General features: G+C 71.7%; 14 protein-coding genes. 7 read left to right on the plus strand and 7 right to left on the minus strand.

What is annotated here, in order from left to right; genetic code table 11:
• Positions 1-17: 17 nt before the first annotated feature.
• From OG933_RS15360 to OG933_RS15375, 4 genes are read right to left on the minus strand one after another with little or no spacing between them, the layout of a single operon-like run.
• Complete coding sequence (locus tag OG933_RS15360) at positions 18-662, minus strand: ATP/GTP-binding protein (RefSeq protein ID WP_054239954.1); 645 nt, start codon at positions 660-662, stop codon at positions 18-20.
• Entirely contained in the window at positions 643-1,104 is a 462-nt protein-coding gene (locus OG933_RS15365) for a DUF742 domain-containing protein (protein ID WP_362526096.1), read from the minus strand. Before OG933_RS15365 ends, OG933_RS15360 begins: the two co-directional genes overlap by 20 nt.
• On the minus strand, positions 1,101-1,604 hold the full coding sequence (locus OG933_RS15370) for a hypothetical protein (protein ID WP_054239956.1): 504 nt from the start codon (positions 1,602-1,604) through the stop codon (positions 1,101-1,103). Before OG933_RS15370 ends, OG933_RS15365 begins: the two co-directional genes overlap by 4 nt.
• Entirely contained in the window at positions 1,601-4,498 is a 2,898-nt protein-coding gene (locus OG933_RS15375; RefSeq protein WP_405627503.1) for a nitrate- and nitrite sensing domain-containing protein, read from the minus strand. Before OG933_RS15375 ends, OG933_RS15370 begins: the two co-directional genes overlap by 4 nt.
• Positions 4,499-4,866: 368 nt before the next feature.
• On the opposite strand from OG933_RS15375, the gene OG933_RS15380 reads away from it, so the two are divergent.
• A complete protein-coding gene (locus OG933_RS15380; RefSeq protein WP_362526092.1) occupies positions 4,867-5,658 on the plus strand; it encodes a hypothetical protein in 792 nt (263 codons plus the stop codon).
• 39 nt (positions 5,659-5,697) lie between these two features.
• Here OG933_RS15380 and OG933_RS15385 read toward each other — a convergent pair whose 3' ends face one another.
• On the minus strand, positions 5,698-6,198 hold the full coding sequence (locus tag OG933_RS15385; RefSeq protein ID WP_362272633.1) for a MarR family transcriptional regulator: 501 nt from the start codon (positions 6,196-6,198) through the stop codon (positions 5,698-5,700).
• A 168-nt stretch (positions 6,199-6,366) separates the two neighbouring features.
• The gene (gene lon, locus OG933_RS15390; protein ID WP_362526090.1) at positions 6,367-8,781 is read right to left on the minus strand and encodes an endopeptidase La; all 2,415 of its coding nucleotides are present in this window, start codon (positions 8,779-8,781) and stop codon (positions 6,367-6,369) included.
• A 193-nt stretch (positions 8,782-8,974) separates the two neighbouring features.
• Here lon and OG933_RS15395 point away from each other — a divergent pair, with 193 nt between their 5' ends.
• Positions 8,975-9,631 (plus strand): GNAT family N-acetyltransferase, encoded by a 657-nt coding sequence (locus tag OG933_RS15395; protein WP_405627505.1) that lies wholly within the window; start codon positions 8,975-8,977, stop codon positions 9,629-9,631.
• A 131-nt stretch (positions 9,632-9,762) separates the two neighbouring features.
• Positions 9,763-10,782 carry a DUF5954 family protein gene (locus OG933_RS15400; RefSeq protein ID WP_362526084.1) on the plus strand — a complete coding sequence of 340 codons (1,020 nt, stop codon included), beginning with the start codon at positions 9,763-9,765 and terminating at the stop codon, positions 10,780-10,782.
• A 39-nt stretch (positions 10,783-10,821) separates the two neighbouring features.
• Here the strand turns inward: OG933_RS15400 and OG933_RS15405 are convergent, their stop codons facing one another.
• On the minus strand, positions 10,822-11,643 hold the full coding sequence (locus OG933_RS15405) for a rhomboid-like protein (protein ID WP_405627506.1): 822 nt from the start codon (positions 11,641-11,643) through the stop codon (positions 10,822-10,824).
• Between the two features lie 215 nt (positions 11,644-11,858).
• Between OG933_RS15405 and OG933_RS15410 the strand changes: the two genes are divergently transcribed.
• The 4 genes from OG933_RS15410 (at position 11,859) to OG933_RS15425 (ending at position 18,632) form a co-directional block, all read left to right on the plus strand.
• The gene (locus OG933_RS15410; RefSeq protein WP_405627508.1) at positions 11,859-12,545 is read left to right on the plus strand and encodes a spermidine synthase; all 687 of its coding nucleotides are present in this window, start codon (positions 11,859-11,861) and stop codon (positions 12,543-12,545) included.
• Positions 12,546-12,667: 122 nt separating this feature from the next.
• Positions 12,668-13,408 (plus strand): response regulator transcription factor, encoded by a 741-nt coding sequence (locus OG933_RS15415; RefSeq protein ID WP_020130720.1) that lies wholly within the window; start codon positions 12,668-12,670, stop codon positions 13,406-13,408.
• Positions 13,405-14,508, plus strand: coding sequence for an ATP-binding protein (locus tag OG933_RS15420; RefSeq protein WP_020130721.1), 1,104 nt, complete (start codon positions 13,405-13,407; stop codon positions 14,506-14,508). Before OG933_RS15415 ends, OG933_RS15420 begins: the two co-directional genes overlap by 4 nt.
• Before the next feature lie 302 nt (positions 14,509-14,810).
• Entirely contained in the window at positions 14,811-18,632 is a 3,822-nt protein-coding gene (locus OG933_RS15425) for a multifunctional oxoglutarate decarboxylase/oxoglutarate dehydrogenase thiamine pyrophosphate-binding subunit/dihydrolipoyllysine-residue succinyltransferase subunit (protein WP_362526077.1), read from the plus strand.
• Positions 18,633-18,738 lie beyond the last annotated feature (106 nt).

Raw genomic sequence — 18,738 nt, forward strand, 5'->3', positions numbered from 1 at the left:
ACTCTCCTTGAAGGGCCTTACTCGGGGGTTTCGTCGAGCGCGTGGCCCACCAGGGCCAGGAGGGTCTCGATCACCGAGATCCGGCGCCGCGCATCCATGATCATGACAGGTATGTGCGCGGGGATCGTCAGCGCCTCCCGCACGTCCGCCGGCTCGAACGCCTCGCTGCCGTCGAAGTGGTTGACGGCGACGACGTACGGCAGCCCGCAGCTCTCGAAGTAGTCCAGCGCGGGGAAGCAGTCCTTCAGCCGGCGGGTGTCGGCCAGCACGACCGCGCCGATCGCGCCGCGCACCAGGTCGTCCCACATGAACCAGAACCGCTGCTGACCCGGCGTACCGAACAGGTAGAGCACCAGGTCGTCGTCGAGGGTGAGCCGGCCGTAGTCCATGGCGACCGTCGTGGTGACCTTCTCCGGGGTGCCGGTGAGGTCGTCGGTCCCCTCGCTGGCCTCGGTCATCAGCGCCTCCGTCTGGAGGGGCTCGATCTCCGAGACGGTGCCCACCAGCGTGGTCTTGCCGACGCCGAAACCGCCCGCCACCACGATCTTCGTGGCGATGGGGGCACGGGTGCGGTCCGTCTGCCAGGGCTGCAGGGGCTCGTCGGGTTCGGCCTCGACGAAGGGGGAGACGCCACGAGCGGCGTCAGAGACGACGGAGTCCACTCAGCACCCTTTCCAGCAGAGCGCGGTCGGGACGGCCCGTACCGTGAGCGGTACCGGTGCCGTACACACGGATCTTTCCCTGGTCCGCGAGGTCGCTGAGGAGCACCCGGACCACGCCGAGGGGCATCTTCAGCAGCGCGGCGATCTCGGCCACCGTGCGCATACGGCGGCACAGTTCGACGATGGCCCGCAGTTCCGGCATGACCGTGGCCTTGAGCGACCCTCCCCCATAGCTCAGCACATGGGAGGTGCCCCCAGTCAGTTCCTTGCGTTCTTCGGGGGCTTCGAGGGCCGCCACGAAGGTCTCCACCAGCAGGACGTGCCCGAAGCGGGTACGGCCGCCGGTGAGCGAGTAGGGGCGCACCCGGGCCGGCTTGCGGTCGCCGCCCCGCACGGGGAGCTGCTGCCGGTCACCCCGGGGCTGCTTCGGGACGGCGCTCATCGGACGCCCCCCGTCTCCTCGGACTCCAGTGACTGCCGTAGCTCGCTGCGCAGTTCCGGGGTCAGGACGTGTCCGGCACGGCCCACGAAGAGGGCCATGTGGTACGCCACCACGCTCATGTCGCAGTCGGCGGAGCCGTGCACGCCGAGGAGCGAGCCGTCGCTGATCGACATGACGAAGAGGCTGCCCTCGTCCATGGCGACCATGGTGTGCCTGACCCCGCCGAAGGCCATGAGCTTGGCGGCGCCGATGGTGAGGCTGCCGATGCCGGAGACGATGGTGGCGAGATCGGCGGAGGAGCCGCGCGGGCCGGAGGGTTTTGCCTCCCGGGCCTCGCGGGCCTCGAGGTTGCGGCCCGGGTCGGAGGACAGCAGGAGCAGGCCGTCCGAGGAGACGACGGCGACGGACTGGATGCCGGGTACTTCCTCCACGAGGTTGGTCAACAGCCAGTGCAGGTTACGGGCTTCACTGCTCAGTCCGAAGGTACTGGGCGCGGTCAACTGCTTGCCTCCTCGACTGTGCCCCCCGTGCTTTCTTCGGCGTGTGCGCGTGCTTCTTGAGTCGTTTTTCGAGCTGCTTCGGGGGACGGGACCTGGTTCTGGCCCGTCCGTTCGGCGATTTCGGCTTCCACGTCGCGGTAGCCGGCCTCCGCTCCCCGGCGGAAACCGCCCAGACGGCGGCGGAGGGCGTCCGCGTCGACGGAACCGGTCCGCTGGCGCGGGGCTTGGGTGGGTGCGGTGATCTTGGGAGTGCGCTTCGGGAGGCCCTTGTCCGTGACGAGCTCTTCCGGGGCGTCCGGTGTGCGGGTGTGTTCCGCGTGTTCCGCCTCGGCCTCGCCCGCGGGGTGTCCTTCGTCGGGTACGGGTGGGCCCGGTGGGATGTCCGCGCGGTCGGCGGTCGCCGGGTCGGGGGCGAGGACGGCGGCGGTGCTCTGCTCCCCCGCCGCGTCGGTCTCCCCCGCCCCGTCGGTCTCCTCGGCGTCCGCCGCGTCCTCGCCCTGCAGGCTCGGCAGCAGCAGTTCCATCGTCGTCTCGGCCGGCGTCTCGGCCGGCGTCCCTGCCGGGATCCGCGTCGGGGTCCCGGCCGAGGTCCGCGGCGGAGCCGGCGTCTCGGCCGGGAGTTCCGCCGGAGCCGGGGTGGGCGTCCCGGCCGGGGTCTCCGCCTGCCGTACCGCGCTCTCCGCCAGCGCGACCAGCGGGTCCGCGGGCTTACGGCCCGGCAGGACATTGGAGTTGGCTTCGGCGTCGGCGCCCGGCAGCGAGAAGGACTGGGGGGTGGCCGTCGGATTCGTCACCGGGACCGCGGCGGCCGGGGCCGCGGCGAGAAGCGCGGTCGGCAGGACGACGACCGCCGCCACCCCACCCTGCTTCTGCTCGCGCAGCCGCACCCGCGCCCCGTGCCGGTGGGCGAGCCGGGCCACCACGTACAGGCCGAGGCCGAGACCCTCCTCGCCCTCCTGGTCGTACGGCGTCTCCGGGTCGAACTCGGCGAGGCGGGCGTTGAGGCGGCTCATCCGGTCCTCGGCCATGCCGATGCCCTCGTCCTGGACGGAGAGCATGACCTCGCCGTTCTCCAGGAGCCAGCCGGAGACCTCGACGGGCAGGTCCGGCGGGGAGAACGAGGTGGCGTTCTCCATGAGTTCGGCCAGCAGGTGGGAGAGGTCGTCCGCGGCGAATCCCGCCACGTGCGCGTGCGGCGGGAGCGCGGAGATGCGTACCCGCTCGTACCGCTCGATCTCACTGACCGCCGCGCGGACCACGTCCACCAGCGGGATCGGGCCCGCGTGCTGCTGGACGTGTTCCGTACCGGCCAGGACCAGCAGGTTCTCGCTGTGGCGGCGCATGACCGTGGCGAAGTGGTCGAGCTTGAAGAGCGTGGCCAGCCGGTCGGGGTCCTGCTCGCGCTCCTCCAGCCCCTCGATGACCGCCAGTTGGCGCTCGACGAGGCCCAGAGTGCGCAGGGCGAGGTTGACGAAGGTGCCGCCGATGCTGTCCCGCAGGCCGTCCAACTGGGCCGCGGAGTCGGCGAGTTCGGTGCGCAGTTCCTCGCGGGCGTCGGCCATCCGCTGGCGCTGCCCGACGAGGTGCTTGCGATCGGACTCCAGGGTGCCGACGCGCTCGTGGAGCGCCACGGCGTGCTCGTGCAGGGCGTTGACGGAACGGACGACCTGCGCGAACTCGTCGTTGCGGCCGGTGAACCGGACCGGTTCCTCCGCCGCCGGGTGCTCGGCCCCCGCCAGTCGCGCCGATCCCCGGCGCAGGACGGACAGCGGGCGGGTGAGGCTGCGTGCCATGCCCGTGGCGACGACGACCGTCAGCAGCATCAGGGCCCCGAGGAGGGTGACGCGCAGCTCCAGGTCGGTGACGTCGTCGTCCCGCATCCGGGCCAGGTCCTCGGCGCGGTGGCCGTACAGCGAGGACTCGACCCCGCGCATCAGGTCGACCCGGGCGGAGAGCGCGGCGTCGAGCTTCTTGACGCTGGTGTCGAGTTCGCCGCCGCTCAGCTTCGGCTGGTCGGTGAGGGCGGCGAGGTAGGCCTCGGCGGTGTCGACGTCGCCGCCGGTGACCGTGGAGTCGTACGAGGCCACCGTCTCCTGCGGCGCGCCCTCCCGGAAGTCGGCGAGGGCCGCGTCGGAGCGCAGGCGGGCCTGCTGCGCGGCGGCGGTGAGCGCGTCGCGCTGCTTGGTGTCGGCGTCCGAGGAGACCTTCTCGGTGACCGACCGGCCGGTGACGGGGTCGTATTCGGTCTCGGTGCTGGTCGGCACGTTCAGCGCCGCGAGCAGCAGCCCCCGGGTCGCGGAGGCCTGCTGGACGACGGTGTCTAGCTCGGCGAGGGCGTACGCGCCGGAGCCCGCGCGGGGCGGCATCTCCTCCGCCAGCCGGTCGACGAGCACATGGAGGGCGGCGATGGCCCGGGAGTACGCCTCGTGCGCCTGGAGCGCGGTGCTCTTGCCGGTGAGGGCCGACTGGCGCACGGACGGCACGGAGGCGAGGGCCTCGCGCAGCGCCGCGGAGACGTCCGTCCCGGCGGTCAGCTCGCCCGCCTGCCGGTCCACCCGGGCGCTGCCCTGGGCGGAGGGCGCCTTGGACTTCACCCGGCCGGCCGCCACGTAGGCGGTGACCTCGTCGCGCTCGTCCGCCAGGGACTGGGCGAGCGCGAGGGCGTCCTGGGTCTGTTCGGCCAGGGTGACCAGGTCCTGGGAGTCCTTCAGCTGCCCTGAGGCGGCGAGGATCGAGGGGGCGCCCGCCCCGGCGACGGCGGCGGCCACGACGGCCACCGCGACGATCAGCCGGTTGCGTACATGGGTGGGACGGCCCTTGCCGACAGGGGTGCGCTCCGCGCCCCCCTCGGAGGCCGTCTGCCTGCCTGTACGCCGAGGCCGCGTCTTCTGCACCGGTGCTCGCATTCCTGACTCGTGTGCCATGGGCCGGATGTGACGCTCCGTCAACTGACGCGTACGTCCGGTACGGTTTCCGACCCTCCCAGTGCCGGTGGGCAGGGGCCTCGCATCGCTTGCCCCGCCACCCGAAGGAGTGAACATCGGGAGAGAGTTGGCGGGCAAGTTCCTCTGGCGCGTGCAGCGGCCCTGCACGGCAGGCCGGTTGGACGTGGGCGGCGGGCTTTGACAGTATTCGCCGCCACGCATTCCCGGAGTGCTTTATTCCTACCCAAACCAGGCGCCTGACCTGCGGCGGTACGTAAGTTCGGGGTGCGATGCCAGCCTTTTGCGAAGGCTGTGGAGGGGTCGTGCAGACTGTCCGAATGCGTACGGAACTTGTGTCGGAGGCCGGCGACCGGGCCCGTCCCAACGAGGACTTCGCGAGCGTCGGACTCCCCGCCTCCGGACAGGGCGGTTCGCTTGTCCTGCTGGACGGGGTGACACCGCCCCCGGGCGGCGCCGGCTGTCTGCATTCGGTCCCCTGGTTCACGGCGCGACTCGGCGGCGCCCTGACCGAACTGACCGTTTCACTCCCGGATGTTCCCCTGGCCGAGGCGCTCGCCCTCGGCATCGCACGTACCGCCGGGGCCCATGCGGAAACCTGTGACCTTTCTCACCCACGCACCCCACAGGCCACCGTGGTCCTCGCGCGTTGGTCGCCGCGATCCGTCGAGTACCTGGTCCTGTGCGACGCGACGCTGCTGCTGACCGCCCCGGACGGCACGGTCACCCCCGTCCGCGACGACCGGCTGGCCCGCCTGCCGCGCGCCCAGCTGCGGAGCGCCGAGGTCGTCGACGGCACGCTCCGCAACAAGGAGGGCGGGTTCTTCACGGCCGCGGCGGACCCCGCGGTGGCCGCCCGCGCGGTCACCGCGAGCGTGCCGCGCGCGGAGGTCAGCTCGCTGGCCGCGCTGTCGGACGGGGCCACCCGCTGGACGGAGCTCTTCCGGGAGGGCGACTGGACGGACCTGTTCACCCTCGTTCGTGAGGAGGGCGCGCAGGCGCTGGTGGAGCGGGTCCGGGCGCTGGAGCGGGCGGACGACGACGCCGGGCGGGCCCTGCTGGGCCGGGCGAAGACGCACGACGACGCGACGGTGGTGTGCGTGGAGCTGTGAACGGCGCCGTCGCGTCCCTCGGGGTCGTGTCCGCGTCGGCTACTTCTCCATCCCGATGTTCAGCTGGTGGAGCAGCCGGGCCAGCTCCGCGACCTCTTGGCGGTCCCAGTCGGAGAAGTGCGTGACGTACCGCTCGCGGCGGGCCTCGCGGACCCGCCTCACCCGGGTGCGGCCCTCCTCGGTGAGGTCGACGAGCCAGGCGCGGCCGTCCGCCGGGTCCGGCTCGCGGGCGACCAGCCCGAGTTGCTCCAGGGCGCGCAGCTGGCGGGACATGGTGGCCTTGCCGACGCCGATGTAGCCGGCGAGTTCCGTGGCGCGCTGGCGGCCGCACTCCTCCAGCCGGACGAGGAGCCCGTAGGCGGCGGACTCCAGGTCCGGGTGGACCTCACGGGCCATCTCCCCCTGGTTGGCGCGGGCGCGGCGCAGCAGCACCGTGAGTTCCCGCTCCAGGGACAGGAACTCCCGGTCGCCCTGCTCCACACCGCGCGACGACGTGTCGGACCCGCTGTCGCGTCCGTCGCCGTTTGTGTCCTCGTGCACGTCAGCACCCCTGATCTCGCCGGTCGCCGCCATCGGCGCAGCTCTTAAGTATTTCGCAGGCAGGGACCGGCGGCGCTTCCCAGGACCCCGATGCGGGTCCGCGGCGGAACCGGGAAGGCCCGGGCCTCCCTCACGGGACCCGGGCCTTCCCCTCTCCGGTCGCGTCCGTCACGCCGCGACCGGAACCTCCGGCGCCGCGCCGTTCGTGGCGGGCGCGAGCGCCAGTTCCAGGACCTGGCGGACGTCCGTGACGGCGTGGACGTCGAGCTTGTCCAGCACCTCCGCCGGGACGTCGTCCAGGTCGGGCTCGTTGCGCTTGGGGATGACGACGGTGGTGACGCCCGCCCGGTGCGCGGCGAGCAGCTTCTGCTTCACGCCGCCGATCGGCAGGACCCGGCCGGTCAGGGAGACCTCGCCGGTCATGGCCACGTCCGTGCGGACGAGCCGGCCGGACAGCAGGGAGGCGAGGGCCGTCGTCATCGTGACGCCCGCGCTGGGGCCGTCCTTCGGGACCGCGCCCGCCGGGAAGTGGATGTGCACGCCCCGGTCCTTCAGGTCGCCCACCGGCAGCTCCAGTTCGGCGCCGTGGCTGCGCAGGAAGCTGAGCGCGATCTGTGCCGACTCCTTCATCACGTCGCCGAGCTGACCGGTCAGGGTCAGGCCCGCCGCGCCGGTCTCCGGGTCGGCCAGCGACGCCTCGACGAAGAGGACGTCTCCGCCGGCGCCGGTGACCGCGAGACCGGTCGCGACACCGGGCACCGCGGTCCGGCGCTCGGCCGGGTCCTGGGCGGACTCGGGCACGTGGTGCGGCCGGCCGATCAGCCCGCGCAGATCCTCGTCCCCGATGGTGAACGGCAGCTTCCGCTCGCCCAGTTCGTGCTGGGCCGCGACCTTGCGCAGCAGCCGCGCGATGGACCGCTCCAGGGTGCGCACCCCCGCCTCGCGGGTGTACTCGCCGGCGAGCTTGCGCAGCGCGCTCTCGTCGAGGGCCACCTCGTCCTTGTCCAGGCCCGCCCGCTCCAGCTGGCGCGGGAGCAGGTGGTCGCGGGCGATGACGACCTTCTCGTCCTCGGTGTAGCCGTCGAGGCGGACCAGCTCCATACGGTCGAGCAGGGCCTCCGGGATGGCTTCGAGCACGTTGGCGGTGGCGAGGAAGACCACGTCCGACAGGTCGAGCTCGACCTCCAGGTAGTGGTCGCGGAACGTGTGGTTCTGCGCCGGGTCCAGGACCTCCAGCAGGGCGGCCGCCGGGTCGCCCCGGAAGTCGGATCCCACCTTGTCGATCTCGTCGAGGAGCACCACCGGGTTCAGCGACCCGGCCTCCTTGATCGCCCGCACGATCCGGCCGGGCAGCGCGCCGACGTACGTACGGCGGTGGCCGCGGATCTCGGCCTCGTCGCGGACGCCGCCGAGGGCGACGCGGACGAACTTTCGGCCCATGGCGTGGGCGACGGACTCGCCGAGGCTGGTCTTGCCGACGCCGGGCGGGCCGACGAGCGCGAGCACGGCACCGCCGCGCCGCCCGCCCACGACACCCAGGCCGCGCTCGCCGCGCCGCTTGCGCACCGCGAGGTACTCGGTGATCCGCTCCTTCACGTCGTCCAGGCCGGCGTGCTCGGCGTCGAGGACGGCGCGAGCGCCCTGGATGTCGTACCGGTCCTCGGTGCGCTCGTTCCACGGCAGTTCGAGGACGGTGTCCAGCCAGGTGCGGATCCAGGAGCCCTCCGGCGACTGGTCGCTGGACCGCTCCAGCTTGTCGACCTCCTTGAGGGCCGCCTCGCGGACCTTCTCGGGCAGGTCGGCGGCCTCGACGCGGGCGCGGTAGTCGTCGGACTCCTCGCCCTCCTGCTCGCCGTTGAGCTCGCGCAGCTCCTTGCGCACGGCCTCGAGCTGGCGCCGCAGCAGGAACTCGCGCTGCTGCTTGTCGACGCCCTCCTGGACGTCCTTGGCGATGGTCTCGGCGACGTCCTGCTCGGCGAGGTGGTCGCGCAGCTGCTGGGTGGCGAGCTTCAGACGGGCCACCGGGTCGGCGGTCTCCAGGAGCTCCACCTTCTGTTCGGTGGTCAGGAACGGCGAGTAACCGGAGTTGTCGGCGAGCGCGGAGACGTCGTCGATGGCCTGGACGCGGTCGACGACCTGCCAGGCGGCGCGCTTGCGCAGCCAGGCGGTGGCGAGCGCCTTGTACTCCTTGACGAGTTCGGCGACGTGACCGGGCAGCGGCTCGGGGACGGTCCGGTCGACCCTCGTCCCCTCGACCCACAGCGCCGCGCCGGGCCCGGTGGTGCCGGCGCCGATCTGCACGCGGCCGCGGCCGCGGATCAGCGCGCCCGGGTCGCCGTCGGCCAGCCGGCCGACCTGTTCGACGGTGCCGAGCACACCGGTGCTCGCGTAGGTCCCGTCGAGGCGCGGCACCAGGAGTACCTGAGGCTTGCCCGGTGTTGAACGGGCGGCGGCCTGGGCGGCCTCCACCGCGGCGCGAACGTCGGTGTCGTTGAGGTCCAGCGGAACCACCATGCCGGGGAGCACGACCTCGTCGTCGAGAGGCAGCACGGGCAGGGTGAGCGGAGCGGACGTCGATGCCATGATCTCCCCTTAGGCAGTCAAGTTGAGCTATGCCGACTCAATGCACGTGAGTCTCCGAATGTTCCCCGGGAGGCGGCCCGTTCGCTGTGGGCGATCACGACTGTTCCGGTGGGCGGCTTCGCCCTTACGGTCGGACGTAATGGTTCAACAAGCATTAAGGCTCTTACCGAGCCGCTCTGGGGGGGGGATTCCTGTGGATCGTTTCGTCCAGGCATGGGTGGACGGGTGGGTCGTGTCGCGCGGGGCGGCTCCGCCCGTGGCCGAGCCGTGGGGCTGGACCGTCGACGTGGGAGCGGGGATCCAGCACGCCAGTCGGCACGTGTTCGGCGCGACGGACAGCGCGGTGTCGGAGCCGGCCGTCCGGAAGGTGGCGGGCGCGGTGACCGGGGCCGGCGTGTGGCTGAAGGTGTTCGCCGACCCCGCCGTGGTCGGGCCCTGGCTGGGGCCCGGCTGGTGGATCGACCCCGAGCCCGGCTTCCTGATGACCGCCACGCTCCCCGACGTCGCGCCGGGTTCCGCCCCCGACGGCTACCGGACCCGCACCTGGTCGCGCGGCGGCGTGACCCGCACCATGATCGCCGCCCCGGACGGCTCCCTGGCCGCGCGCGGGCAGATCGCCCCGACCGGCGGCACGGCGGTCGTCGACCAGATCGAGACCTCCCCCGGCCACCGCCGCCGCGGGCTCGGCGCCCTCGTCATGCGGACCCTGCAGCACGCGGCGCTCGCACAGGGCGCCCGGACCGGGGTGCTGGGAGCCACACCACAGGGGCGGGCACTGTACGAGTCACTGGGCTGGCGCGTCGAGTCATCGCTGACCAGCGCGAAGTTCACGGGAGACGCACGGGGGTGACGTCCGGCGGCCGGGAGGGCGCACCCTTCGCCGCCGCACGACGGGGCACGCCCCTCGCGCCCCCTCTCCGTACCCCGCCCACTTCCGGCATTCACCCCGAAGTCACCCGCCGGCCCGACCACAATGCGCGTATGACCGATGACTGGAAGCGACGTCTCGACGCCCTCCACGCCGAACTGGTCCGCCGTGACGACCCCGTCGCCTGGGTGACGGAGGCCGACGCCGTCGAGGCCTCGCGCCGGTATCCGCAGATCGCGCTGCGCGGACCCGTCTTCGGTGTCGCCGCACGGGACCGGACGGCCGCCGAGCCGGGCTGGCGGCTGCTGAAGCCGGTGGTGGACGGCATGCCCCAGCAGGCCCGGGACGGGCTCAACTCGCACCTGTGGTTCAAGGCGAAGGACGGCACCGACGACCCGGCCGCCCGGCGCGAGCTGCTGGCGGCCGTGGCCGTGCTGGAGCGGGCCCCGGCCGACGAGGTGGAGGCGCTGGGCGTGCGCTACCGGGTGGTGCGCGGCGACGAGTTCGCCCGGACCGGCGACGACGGCCTGGAGCCGCCCCGGCCCACCGACCTCGAGCCGGTGAGCCCGTCGTGGGAGGACCCGGGCACCGCCCCGTCGCCGGACGTGGGGTACGTCCTGGACCCCGACCGGGACGAGGGCCCGATGGCGGGCGCCCTCCGGCTGGGCCTGCGCGACTTCACGTACACGGGTGACCGCTTCCCTCCCGATGTGCGCGCGGACTCCGAGTGGGCGGCCCGGACGCACCCGGACGTGGTGCGGCTGCCGGTCGGCTTCTCGGTGGCCGAACGCGACGGGTCCGACTGGACCCCGTGCGGGTCCCTGGCGGCGACCCCGCACGAGGCGCGCCGCTCGCTGTACGAGGGGATGGCCCGCGTCTGGGCGATGCTCTACCGCTTCGACGAGCACAAGAAGGCCCTGTACGCGCGGGCCGCGGAGACGTTCCGGTCGGCCGGCCGGGCCGACGAGGCCAGCGTGGAGGACCGCCTGTTCCGGATCTGCCGTGTCGAGCGGATGGTCCGCCTGGGGCCCGACGGGCCCGAGCCGCCCCGCCCGTCGGACCTCGACGAGTACGGCCCCATGAAGCTCCACCCGACCCTGCACACGGACGGCACGGTCCAGTACGACGACTGACCGGCGGAGACCGGCACCGACCGGCGGTTGAGGTGACGGTCAGCGACCGGGGCGACCGTCAGCGACCGGAGTGACCGTCGGCGCCGGAGTGACGGTCGGCGCCGGGGGAAGCGGCCGGGACCGCGGCAGGCGCCGGAGCCACGGCCAGGTGCCGACACCTATCGCCAGCGCGATCAGGTGTCCCCAGTTCGTCATCGGGTCGGTGAAGGCGATCAGGTCCTGGAGCAGCATCCCGCCGAAGGCGGCGAGCAGCGGCCAGCGCAGCCACGGCCCGAGCAGCCCCGCCAGGGCGCCCACACTCGCGGCGACACCGAAGCTGATGCCGTAGTCGAGGCGGTGCAGCGAACTGTCGGGCAGCCGGCCCACGAGCACCCCCAGGCCCACCGGCACCTCGGTCGCGAGGGTGGCCAGGACATGCCCGAGCAGGAAGACGACGGCCGTACGGACGCCGCCTATGCGCCGCTCCAGCGTCGTCAGGACGGCCAGGAAGCCGAGCGTGAAGGGGGAGGCGAAGCCGCCCGCCACCCAGAGCGCGCTGGCCACCAGCACCAGCACGGGCGTCCGCACCAGATGCGCGACATCGGTGCTGGAGCCCTGGTGCAGGGCGTGCACGAGGGAGGGGCCGACGTGCGCGGTGAGAAAGGAGGTGCCGGCGAGGACGGCCGCGTACGAGAGGGTGAACGGGACGGGGACCCGGTACCGGCGGCGGGGGGCCGCCTCGGCGGGCGGCTCGGCGGGCGGCTCGGCGCGGGGCGGCGGGCGCTGGCCCGGGATGCCGTCCAGCAGCCCGTGGACGTCGGGCAGCGGCGGGCTCGTGGGTGCGGCCGTGCGTTCCACCGTGCGGCGCTCCTTCCGTTCCACCCCACCTTTCGCGCCGCGCCGGTCCGCTGTCTGTGACCGACACCACGCCCGAGCCGATTCACAGCAAGCTCCGAGACTTTCCCCAGCCGGTTCCCACGCGCCCCGAAGCCGCTCGGAAGCCACTCCGAGCCCGTTCCGAACGGCTGTACGTCAACCTCATCCGCCGCCCACGGAAATCCCTCAACAAACCGTCAGGGAAGTGCCAGGATGGGCCGATGCCCATCCCGTACGACATCCCCGACGCGCCCGAAGTGCTGGACCGTCGCGAGGGCCCCTACGGTGAGGTCGTCCTGCGCCGGCACGGGGAGTTGCTCCAGATCATCGCCAACGGCTGCTTCCTGATGGACACCTCGGACGGCCGCTCGGAGCGGCTCCTGGTCGACGCCGCGCTGGACGCGCTGGACGGCCGCCTCTCGCCCGGTCTGCTGATCGGCGGCCTCGGCGTCGGCTTCTCCCTCGCGCATGCCGCCGCCGATCCCCGCTGGGGCGCCGTCACGGTCGTGGAGCGTGAGCGCGCCGTCATCGACTGGCATCTCGACGGCCCACTGGCCGCCCTCTCCGGGGACGCGCTCGCCGACCCCCGGTCGAAGATCGTCGAAGCGGATCTGCTCGACTACGTCAATGAGACATGCGACACGTTCGACGCGGTATGTCTCGACATCGACAACGGGCCCGACTGGACCGTCACCGAGGGCAACGACAGCCTCTATTCCACGGCCGGACTCGCAAGCTGCGCACGGGTGTTGAGACCCGGTGGGGTACTGGCCGTGTGGTCCGCCCGACCCTCTCCGGAATTCGAGGGAACCATGAGGAATGCCGGGTTCCAACAGGTGCGTACCGAAGAGATCCCGGTTGCCCGAGGCGTGCCGGACGCCGTACATCTTGCCGTCCGACCTGGATAGCAAAGCCGTGGTGACTCCCCGTACGCTGCACCCCTGACGCCGATCATTTACGCGTCAACCGCAGTCATGCGCAGACATGGGATCACCCCACTGGTTCCGGAAAGCACACTCAGGGGCGGGCGATGGAGCAGACACACACCGCACACAACAGCACGGCGACGGCGACGCCGGGCGCGCAGCGGCGCGTCCTGGTGGTCGAGGACGACCCGACGATCGTCGACGCCATCGCGGCCCGCCTGCGCGCCGAGGGATTCCTCGTGCAAACGGCGGGCGACGGCCCGGCGGCCGTCGACACGGCAGAGGCCTGGCAGCCCGACCTGCTGATCCTCGACATCATGCTGCCCGGCTTCGACGGTCTGGAGGTCTGCCGTCGTGTGCAGGCCTCCCGCCCGGTGCCGGTCATGATGCTCACCGCGCGCGACGACGAGACCGACATGCTGGTCGGGCTCGGCGTGGGCGCCGACGACTACATGACCAAGCCGTTCTCGATGCGGGAGCTGGCGGCACGCGTGCATGTGCTGCTGCGCCGGGTGGAGCGGGCCGCGATCGCGGCGACGACTCCGCGCAGCGGGATCCTGCGGCTCGGCGAGCTGGAGATCGACCACGCGCAGCGCCGGGTGCGGGTGCGCTCGGAGGACGTGCACCTCACGCCCACCGAGTTCGACCTGCTGGTCTGCCTGGCGAACACCCCGCGCGCGGTGCTCTCCCGTGAGCAGCTCCTCGCGGAGGTCTGGGACTGGGCGGACGCCTCCGGCACCCGTACCGTCGACAGCCACATCAAGGCGCTGCGGCGGAAGATCGGCGCGGAGCGGATCCGCACGGTGCACGGCGTGGGCTACGCGCTGGAGACCCCGACGCCATGAGTTCCGGGCCGGACGGGCCGAGAAGCCCCGGGGAGCCCTGGGGCCGGGTACGGCCGTTCTCGATCAAGACCAAGCTGGGTGCGCTGGTCGTCGTCTCGGTGCTGATCACCACCGGCCTGTCGGTGATCGCGGTGCACACCAAGACGGAGCTGCGCTTCATCACGGTCTTCTCGATGATCGCCACACTGCTGATCACGCAGTTCGTGGCGCATTCGCTCACCGCGCCGCTGGACGAGATGAACACGGTGGCCCGGTCCATCTCGCACGGCGACTACACCCGTCGGGTGAGCGAGAACCGTCGCGACGAGCTGGGCGACCTGGCCCAGACGATCAACGTCATGGCGGACGAGCTGGAGGCGCAGGACCGGCAGCGCAAGGAGCTGGTGGCCAACGTCTCGCACGAGCTGCGCACGCCCATCGCCGGCCTGCGCGCCGTCCTGGAGAACGTCGTCGACGGCATCGCCGAGGCGGACCCCGAGACGATGCGCACCGCCCTGAAGCAGACGGAGCGGCTCGGGCGGCTGGTGGAGACGCTGCTGGACCTGTCCCGCCTGGACAACGGCGTCGTCCCGCTGCGCAAGCGGCGCTTCGAGGTGTGGCCGTACCTGTCCGGGGTGCTGAAGGAGGCCAACATGGTCGCCTCGGCGCGCGCCACGATGGGCTCGGGCGGCAACCACACGCGCACCGACGTCCATCTGCACCTCGATGTGTCCCCGCCCGAGCTGACCGCGCACGCGGACCCGGAGCGGATCCACCAGGTCGTCGCGAACCTGATCGACAACGCGGTCAAGCACAGCCCGCCGCACGGACGGGTGACGGTGAAGGCGCGGCGCGGGCCGCTGCCGGAGTCGCTGGAGCTCGAGGTCCTGGACGAGGGGCCCGGCATTCCGCGCTCGGAGTGGCGCAGGGTGTTCGAGCGGTTCAACCGGGGAGCCGTCCGCCGGCCGCACGGACCGGGCAGCGACGGCGGTACCGGGCTCGGGCTGGCGATCGCCCGCTGGGCGGTCGATCTTCACGGCGGCCGGATCGGAGTGGCCGAATCCGAGCGGGGCTGCCGGATTCTTGTCACCCTTCCGGGAGAGTTTTCCGTCCCAAGTTGACGTAAAGTTCGAACCGGAGCCACAAGATCCACCGACGTTCGCGCAGTCGGACACGTGTGATCAGGCAGCGGACCGTCCCAGGTCGGCACGGGTCCGCACGCTCAGCGTGCGCGACCTGCATCAACGCACCCCTTTTGACGCGCAACCGCGCTTGTTTCCCGCCATTTACAGCCGTGAAACGCTCTTTCCGATGTGACTTACGCGACGATGCACCGGCCCGGCCTGACCTTCCCCCTCCAGGGGGCGTAGCCTTTATTCCCGCTGTCCATCACCTTGTGAAGCGGAAGAGGGCGGTTGCCGCCGTGTCGCCACAGTCCCCCAGTAACGCATCGAGCATCTCGACCGACGCAGACCAAGCGGGCAAGAATCCCGCTGCCGCGTTCGGGCCGAACGAGTGGCTCGTCGATGAGATCTATCAGCAGTACCTCCAGGACCCGAACTCGGTAGACCGTGCCTGGTGGGACTTCTTCGCCGACTACAAGCCGGGGGCCGCCACTCCCTCGGCTCCGGCGGGTACTGCGGCCGCGGGGGCCGCAGCGACCACCACGCCCCCGGCGCCCGCCGCACCGGCCGCTCCGGCCCAGCCGGCGCCCGCTGCTGCGGCGCCCGCCGCTCCGGCTCCCGCGCCGGCCGCCGCCCCGAAGCCCGCAGCCGCTGCTCCGGCCGCTGCTCCGGCTCCGGTGAAGGCGGCCCCGGCCGCCAAGCCGGCCGCCGCGAAGCCCGCGCCCGCCGCTGCCCCGGCCGCGCCGGCGCAGGGTCCGGAGTTCGTGACGCTGCGCGGTCCCGCCGCCGCGGTCGCCAAGAACATGAACGCCTCGCTGGAGCTGCCCACGGCCACGTCCGTGCGCGCGGTCCCGGTGAAGCTGCTGTTCGACAACCGCATCGTCATCAACAACCACCTCAAGCGCGCCCGGGGCGGGAAGATCTCCTTCACGCACCTGATCGGCTTCGCGATGGTGCAGGCCATCAAGGCCATGCCGTCGATGAACTGGCACTACGCGGAGAAGGACGGGAAGCCCACCCTCGTCAAGCCGCCGCACGTCAACTTCGGCCTGGCCATCGACCTGGTGAAGCCCAACGGCGACCGCCAGCTCGTCGTGGCCGGCATCAAGAAGGCCGAGACGCTGAACTTCTTCGAGTTCTGGCAGGCCTACGAGGACATCGTCCGCCGCGCCCGCGACGGCAAGCTGACGATGGACGACTTCACCGGCGTCACGGTCTCCCTGACCAACCCCGGCGGTCTCGGCACCGTGCACTCCGTGCCGCGTCTGATGCCCGGCCAGTCGGTGATCATGGGCGTCGGCTCGATGGACTACCCGGCGGAGTTCCAGGGCACCAGCCAGGACACCCTGAACAAGCTCGGCATCTCGAAGGTCATGACGCTCACGTCGACCTACGACCACCGGGTCATCCAGGGCGCCGCCTCCGGCGAGTTCCTCCGCGTCGTCGCCAACTTCCTCCTCGGGGAGAACGGCTTCTACGACGAGATCTTCGAGGCGCTGCGCATCCCCTACGAGCCGGTCCGCTGGCTCAAGGACATCGACGCCAGCCACGACGACGACGTCACCAAGGCCGCCCGGGTCTTCGAGCTGATCCACTCCTACCGGGTCCGCGGCCACGTCATGGCCGACACCGACCCGCTGGAGTACCGCCAGCGCAAGCACCCCGACCTGGACATCACCGAGCACGGCCTCACCCTGTGGGACCTCGAGCGCGAGTTCGCGGTCGGCGGCTTCGCGGGCAAGTCCCTGATGAAGCTGCGCGACATCCTGGGCGTGCTGCGCGACTCGTACTGCCGCACCACCGGCGTCGAGTTCATGCACATCCAGGACCCGAAGCAGCGCCGCTGGATCCAGGACCGCATCGAGCGCGCGCACAGCAAGCCGGAGCGCGAGGAGCAGCTGCGCATCCTGCGCCGGCTGAACGCGGCGGAGGCCTTCGAGACCTTCCTCCAGACGAAGTACGTCGGCCAGAAGCGCTTCTCCCTGGAGGGCGGCGAGTCCGTCATCCCGCTGCTCGACGCGGTGCTGGACAGCGCGGCCGAGTCGCGGCTGGACGAGGTCGTCATCGGCATGGCCCACCGCGGCCGGCTGAACGTCCTCGCGAACATCGTCGGCAAGTCGTACGCGCAGATCTTCCGTGAGTTCGAGGGCAACCTCGACCCGAAGTCGATGCACGGCTCCGGCGACGTGAAGTACCACCTGGGCGCCGAGGGGACCTTCACGGGCCTGGACGGCGAGCAGATCAAGGTCTCGCTGGCCGCGAACCCGTCCCACCTGGAGACGGTCGACCCGATCATCGAGGGCATCAGCCGCGCCAAGCAGGACATCATCAACAAGGGCGGCACGGACTTCACGGTCCTGCCGGTCGCCCTGCACGGCGACGCGGCCTTCGCGGGCCAGGGCGTGGTGGCCGAGACCCTGAACATGTCGCAGCTGCGCGGTTACCGCACGGGCGGCACGGTCCACATCGTCATCAACAACCAGGTCGGCTTCACCGCCGCCCCGGAGTCCTCGCGCTCCTCGATGTACGCCACGGACGTGGCGCGCATGATCGAGGCCCCGATCTTCCACGTGAACGGCGACGACCCCGAGGCCGTCGTCCGCGTCGCGCGGCTGGCCTTCGAGTTCCGTCAGGCGTTCAACAAGGACGTGGTGATCGACCTCATCTGCTACCGCCGCCGCGGTCACAACGAGTCGGACAACCCGGCCTTCACCCAGCCGCTGATGTACGACCTGATCGACAAGAAGCGCTCGGTGCGCAAGCTGTACACCGAGTCCCTCATCGGTCGCGGCGACATCACCCTGGAAGAGGCCGAGCAGGCGCTCCAGGACTACCAGGGCCAGCTGGAGAAGGTCTTCACGGAGGTCCGCGAGGCCACCGCGCAGCCCGCCGCCGGCGACGCCCACGAGCCGCAGGACAACTTCCCCGTAGCGGTGAACACCGCCGTCTCCGCCGAGGTCGTCAAGCGCATCGCCGAGTCCCAGGTCAACATCCCGGACTACTTCCACGTCCACCCGCGCCTGCTGCCGCAGCTCCAGCGCCGGGCGACGATGGTCGAGGACGGCACGATCGACTGGGGCATGGGCGAGACGCTGGCCGTCGGCTCGCTGCTGCTGGAAGGCACCCCGGTCCGGCTGTCCGGCCAGGACTCGCAGCGCGGCACCTTCGGCCAGCGCCACGCGGTGCTGATCGACCGCGAGACGGGCGAGGAGCACACCCCGCTCCAGTACCTCAACGACGAGCAGGCGCGCTACAACGTCTACAACTCCCTCCTCTCCGAGTACGCGGTGATGGGCTTCGAGTACGGCTACTCGCTGGCCCGCCCCGACGCGCTCGTGATGTGGGAGGCGCAGTTCGGCGACTTCGTCAACGGCGCGCAGACCGTGGTCGACGAGTACATCTCGGCGGCCGAGCAGAAGTGGGGTCAGACGAGCGGCGTCACGCTCCTCCTCCCCCACGGCTACGAGGGCCAGGGCCCGGACCACTCCTCGGCCCGCGTCGAGCGCTTCCTCCAGCTCTGCGCCCAGAACAACATGACGGTCGCGATGCCCACGCTCCCGTCGAACTACTTCCACCTCCTGCGGTGGCAGGTGCACAACCCGCACCACAAGCCGCTGGTCGTCTTCACCCCGAAGTCGATGCTGCGCCTCAAGGCCGCCGCGTCGAAGGCGGAGGAGTTCACGAGCGGCCAGTTCCGCCCGGTCATCGGCGACACGACGATCACCGACCCGGCGGCCGTCAAGAAGGTCGTCTTCTGCGCCGGCAAGGTCTACTACGACCTGGAGGCCGAGCGTCAGAAGCGCGGCGTCACGGACACGGCGATCATCCGCCTCGAGCGGCTGTACCCGCTGCCGGGTGCCGAGGTCCAGGCGGAGGTCAACAAGTACCCCAACGCCGAGAAGTACCTCTGGACCCAGGAGGAGCCGGCCAACCAGGGCGCCTGGCCGTTCATCGCCCTGAACCTGATCGACCACCTGGACCTCGCGGTCGGCGCGGACGTGCCGCACGGCGAGCGCCTGCGCCGCATCTCGCGCCCGCACGGCTCGTCCCCGGCGGTCGGCTCCGCCAAGCGGCACCAGGCGGAGCAGGAGCAGCTGGTGCGTGAGGTCTTCGAGGCCTGAGCCTGCGAAGCGCCTGACGAAACCGTCCGACGAACCTGTCCGGCGATCGTCTGACGGCGAAGGGCCCGCCCCCCGAGGTTTCGGGGGGCGGGCCCTTCGCCGTTCG

The organism is Streptomyces sp. NBC_00016 (assembly GCF_045040885.1).
Classification (GTDB): domain Bacteria; phylum Actinomycetota; class Actinomycetes; order Streptomycetales; family Streptomycetaceae; genus Streptomyces; species Streptomyces coriariae.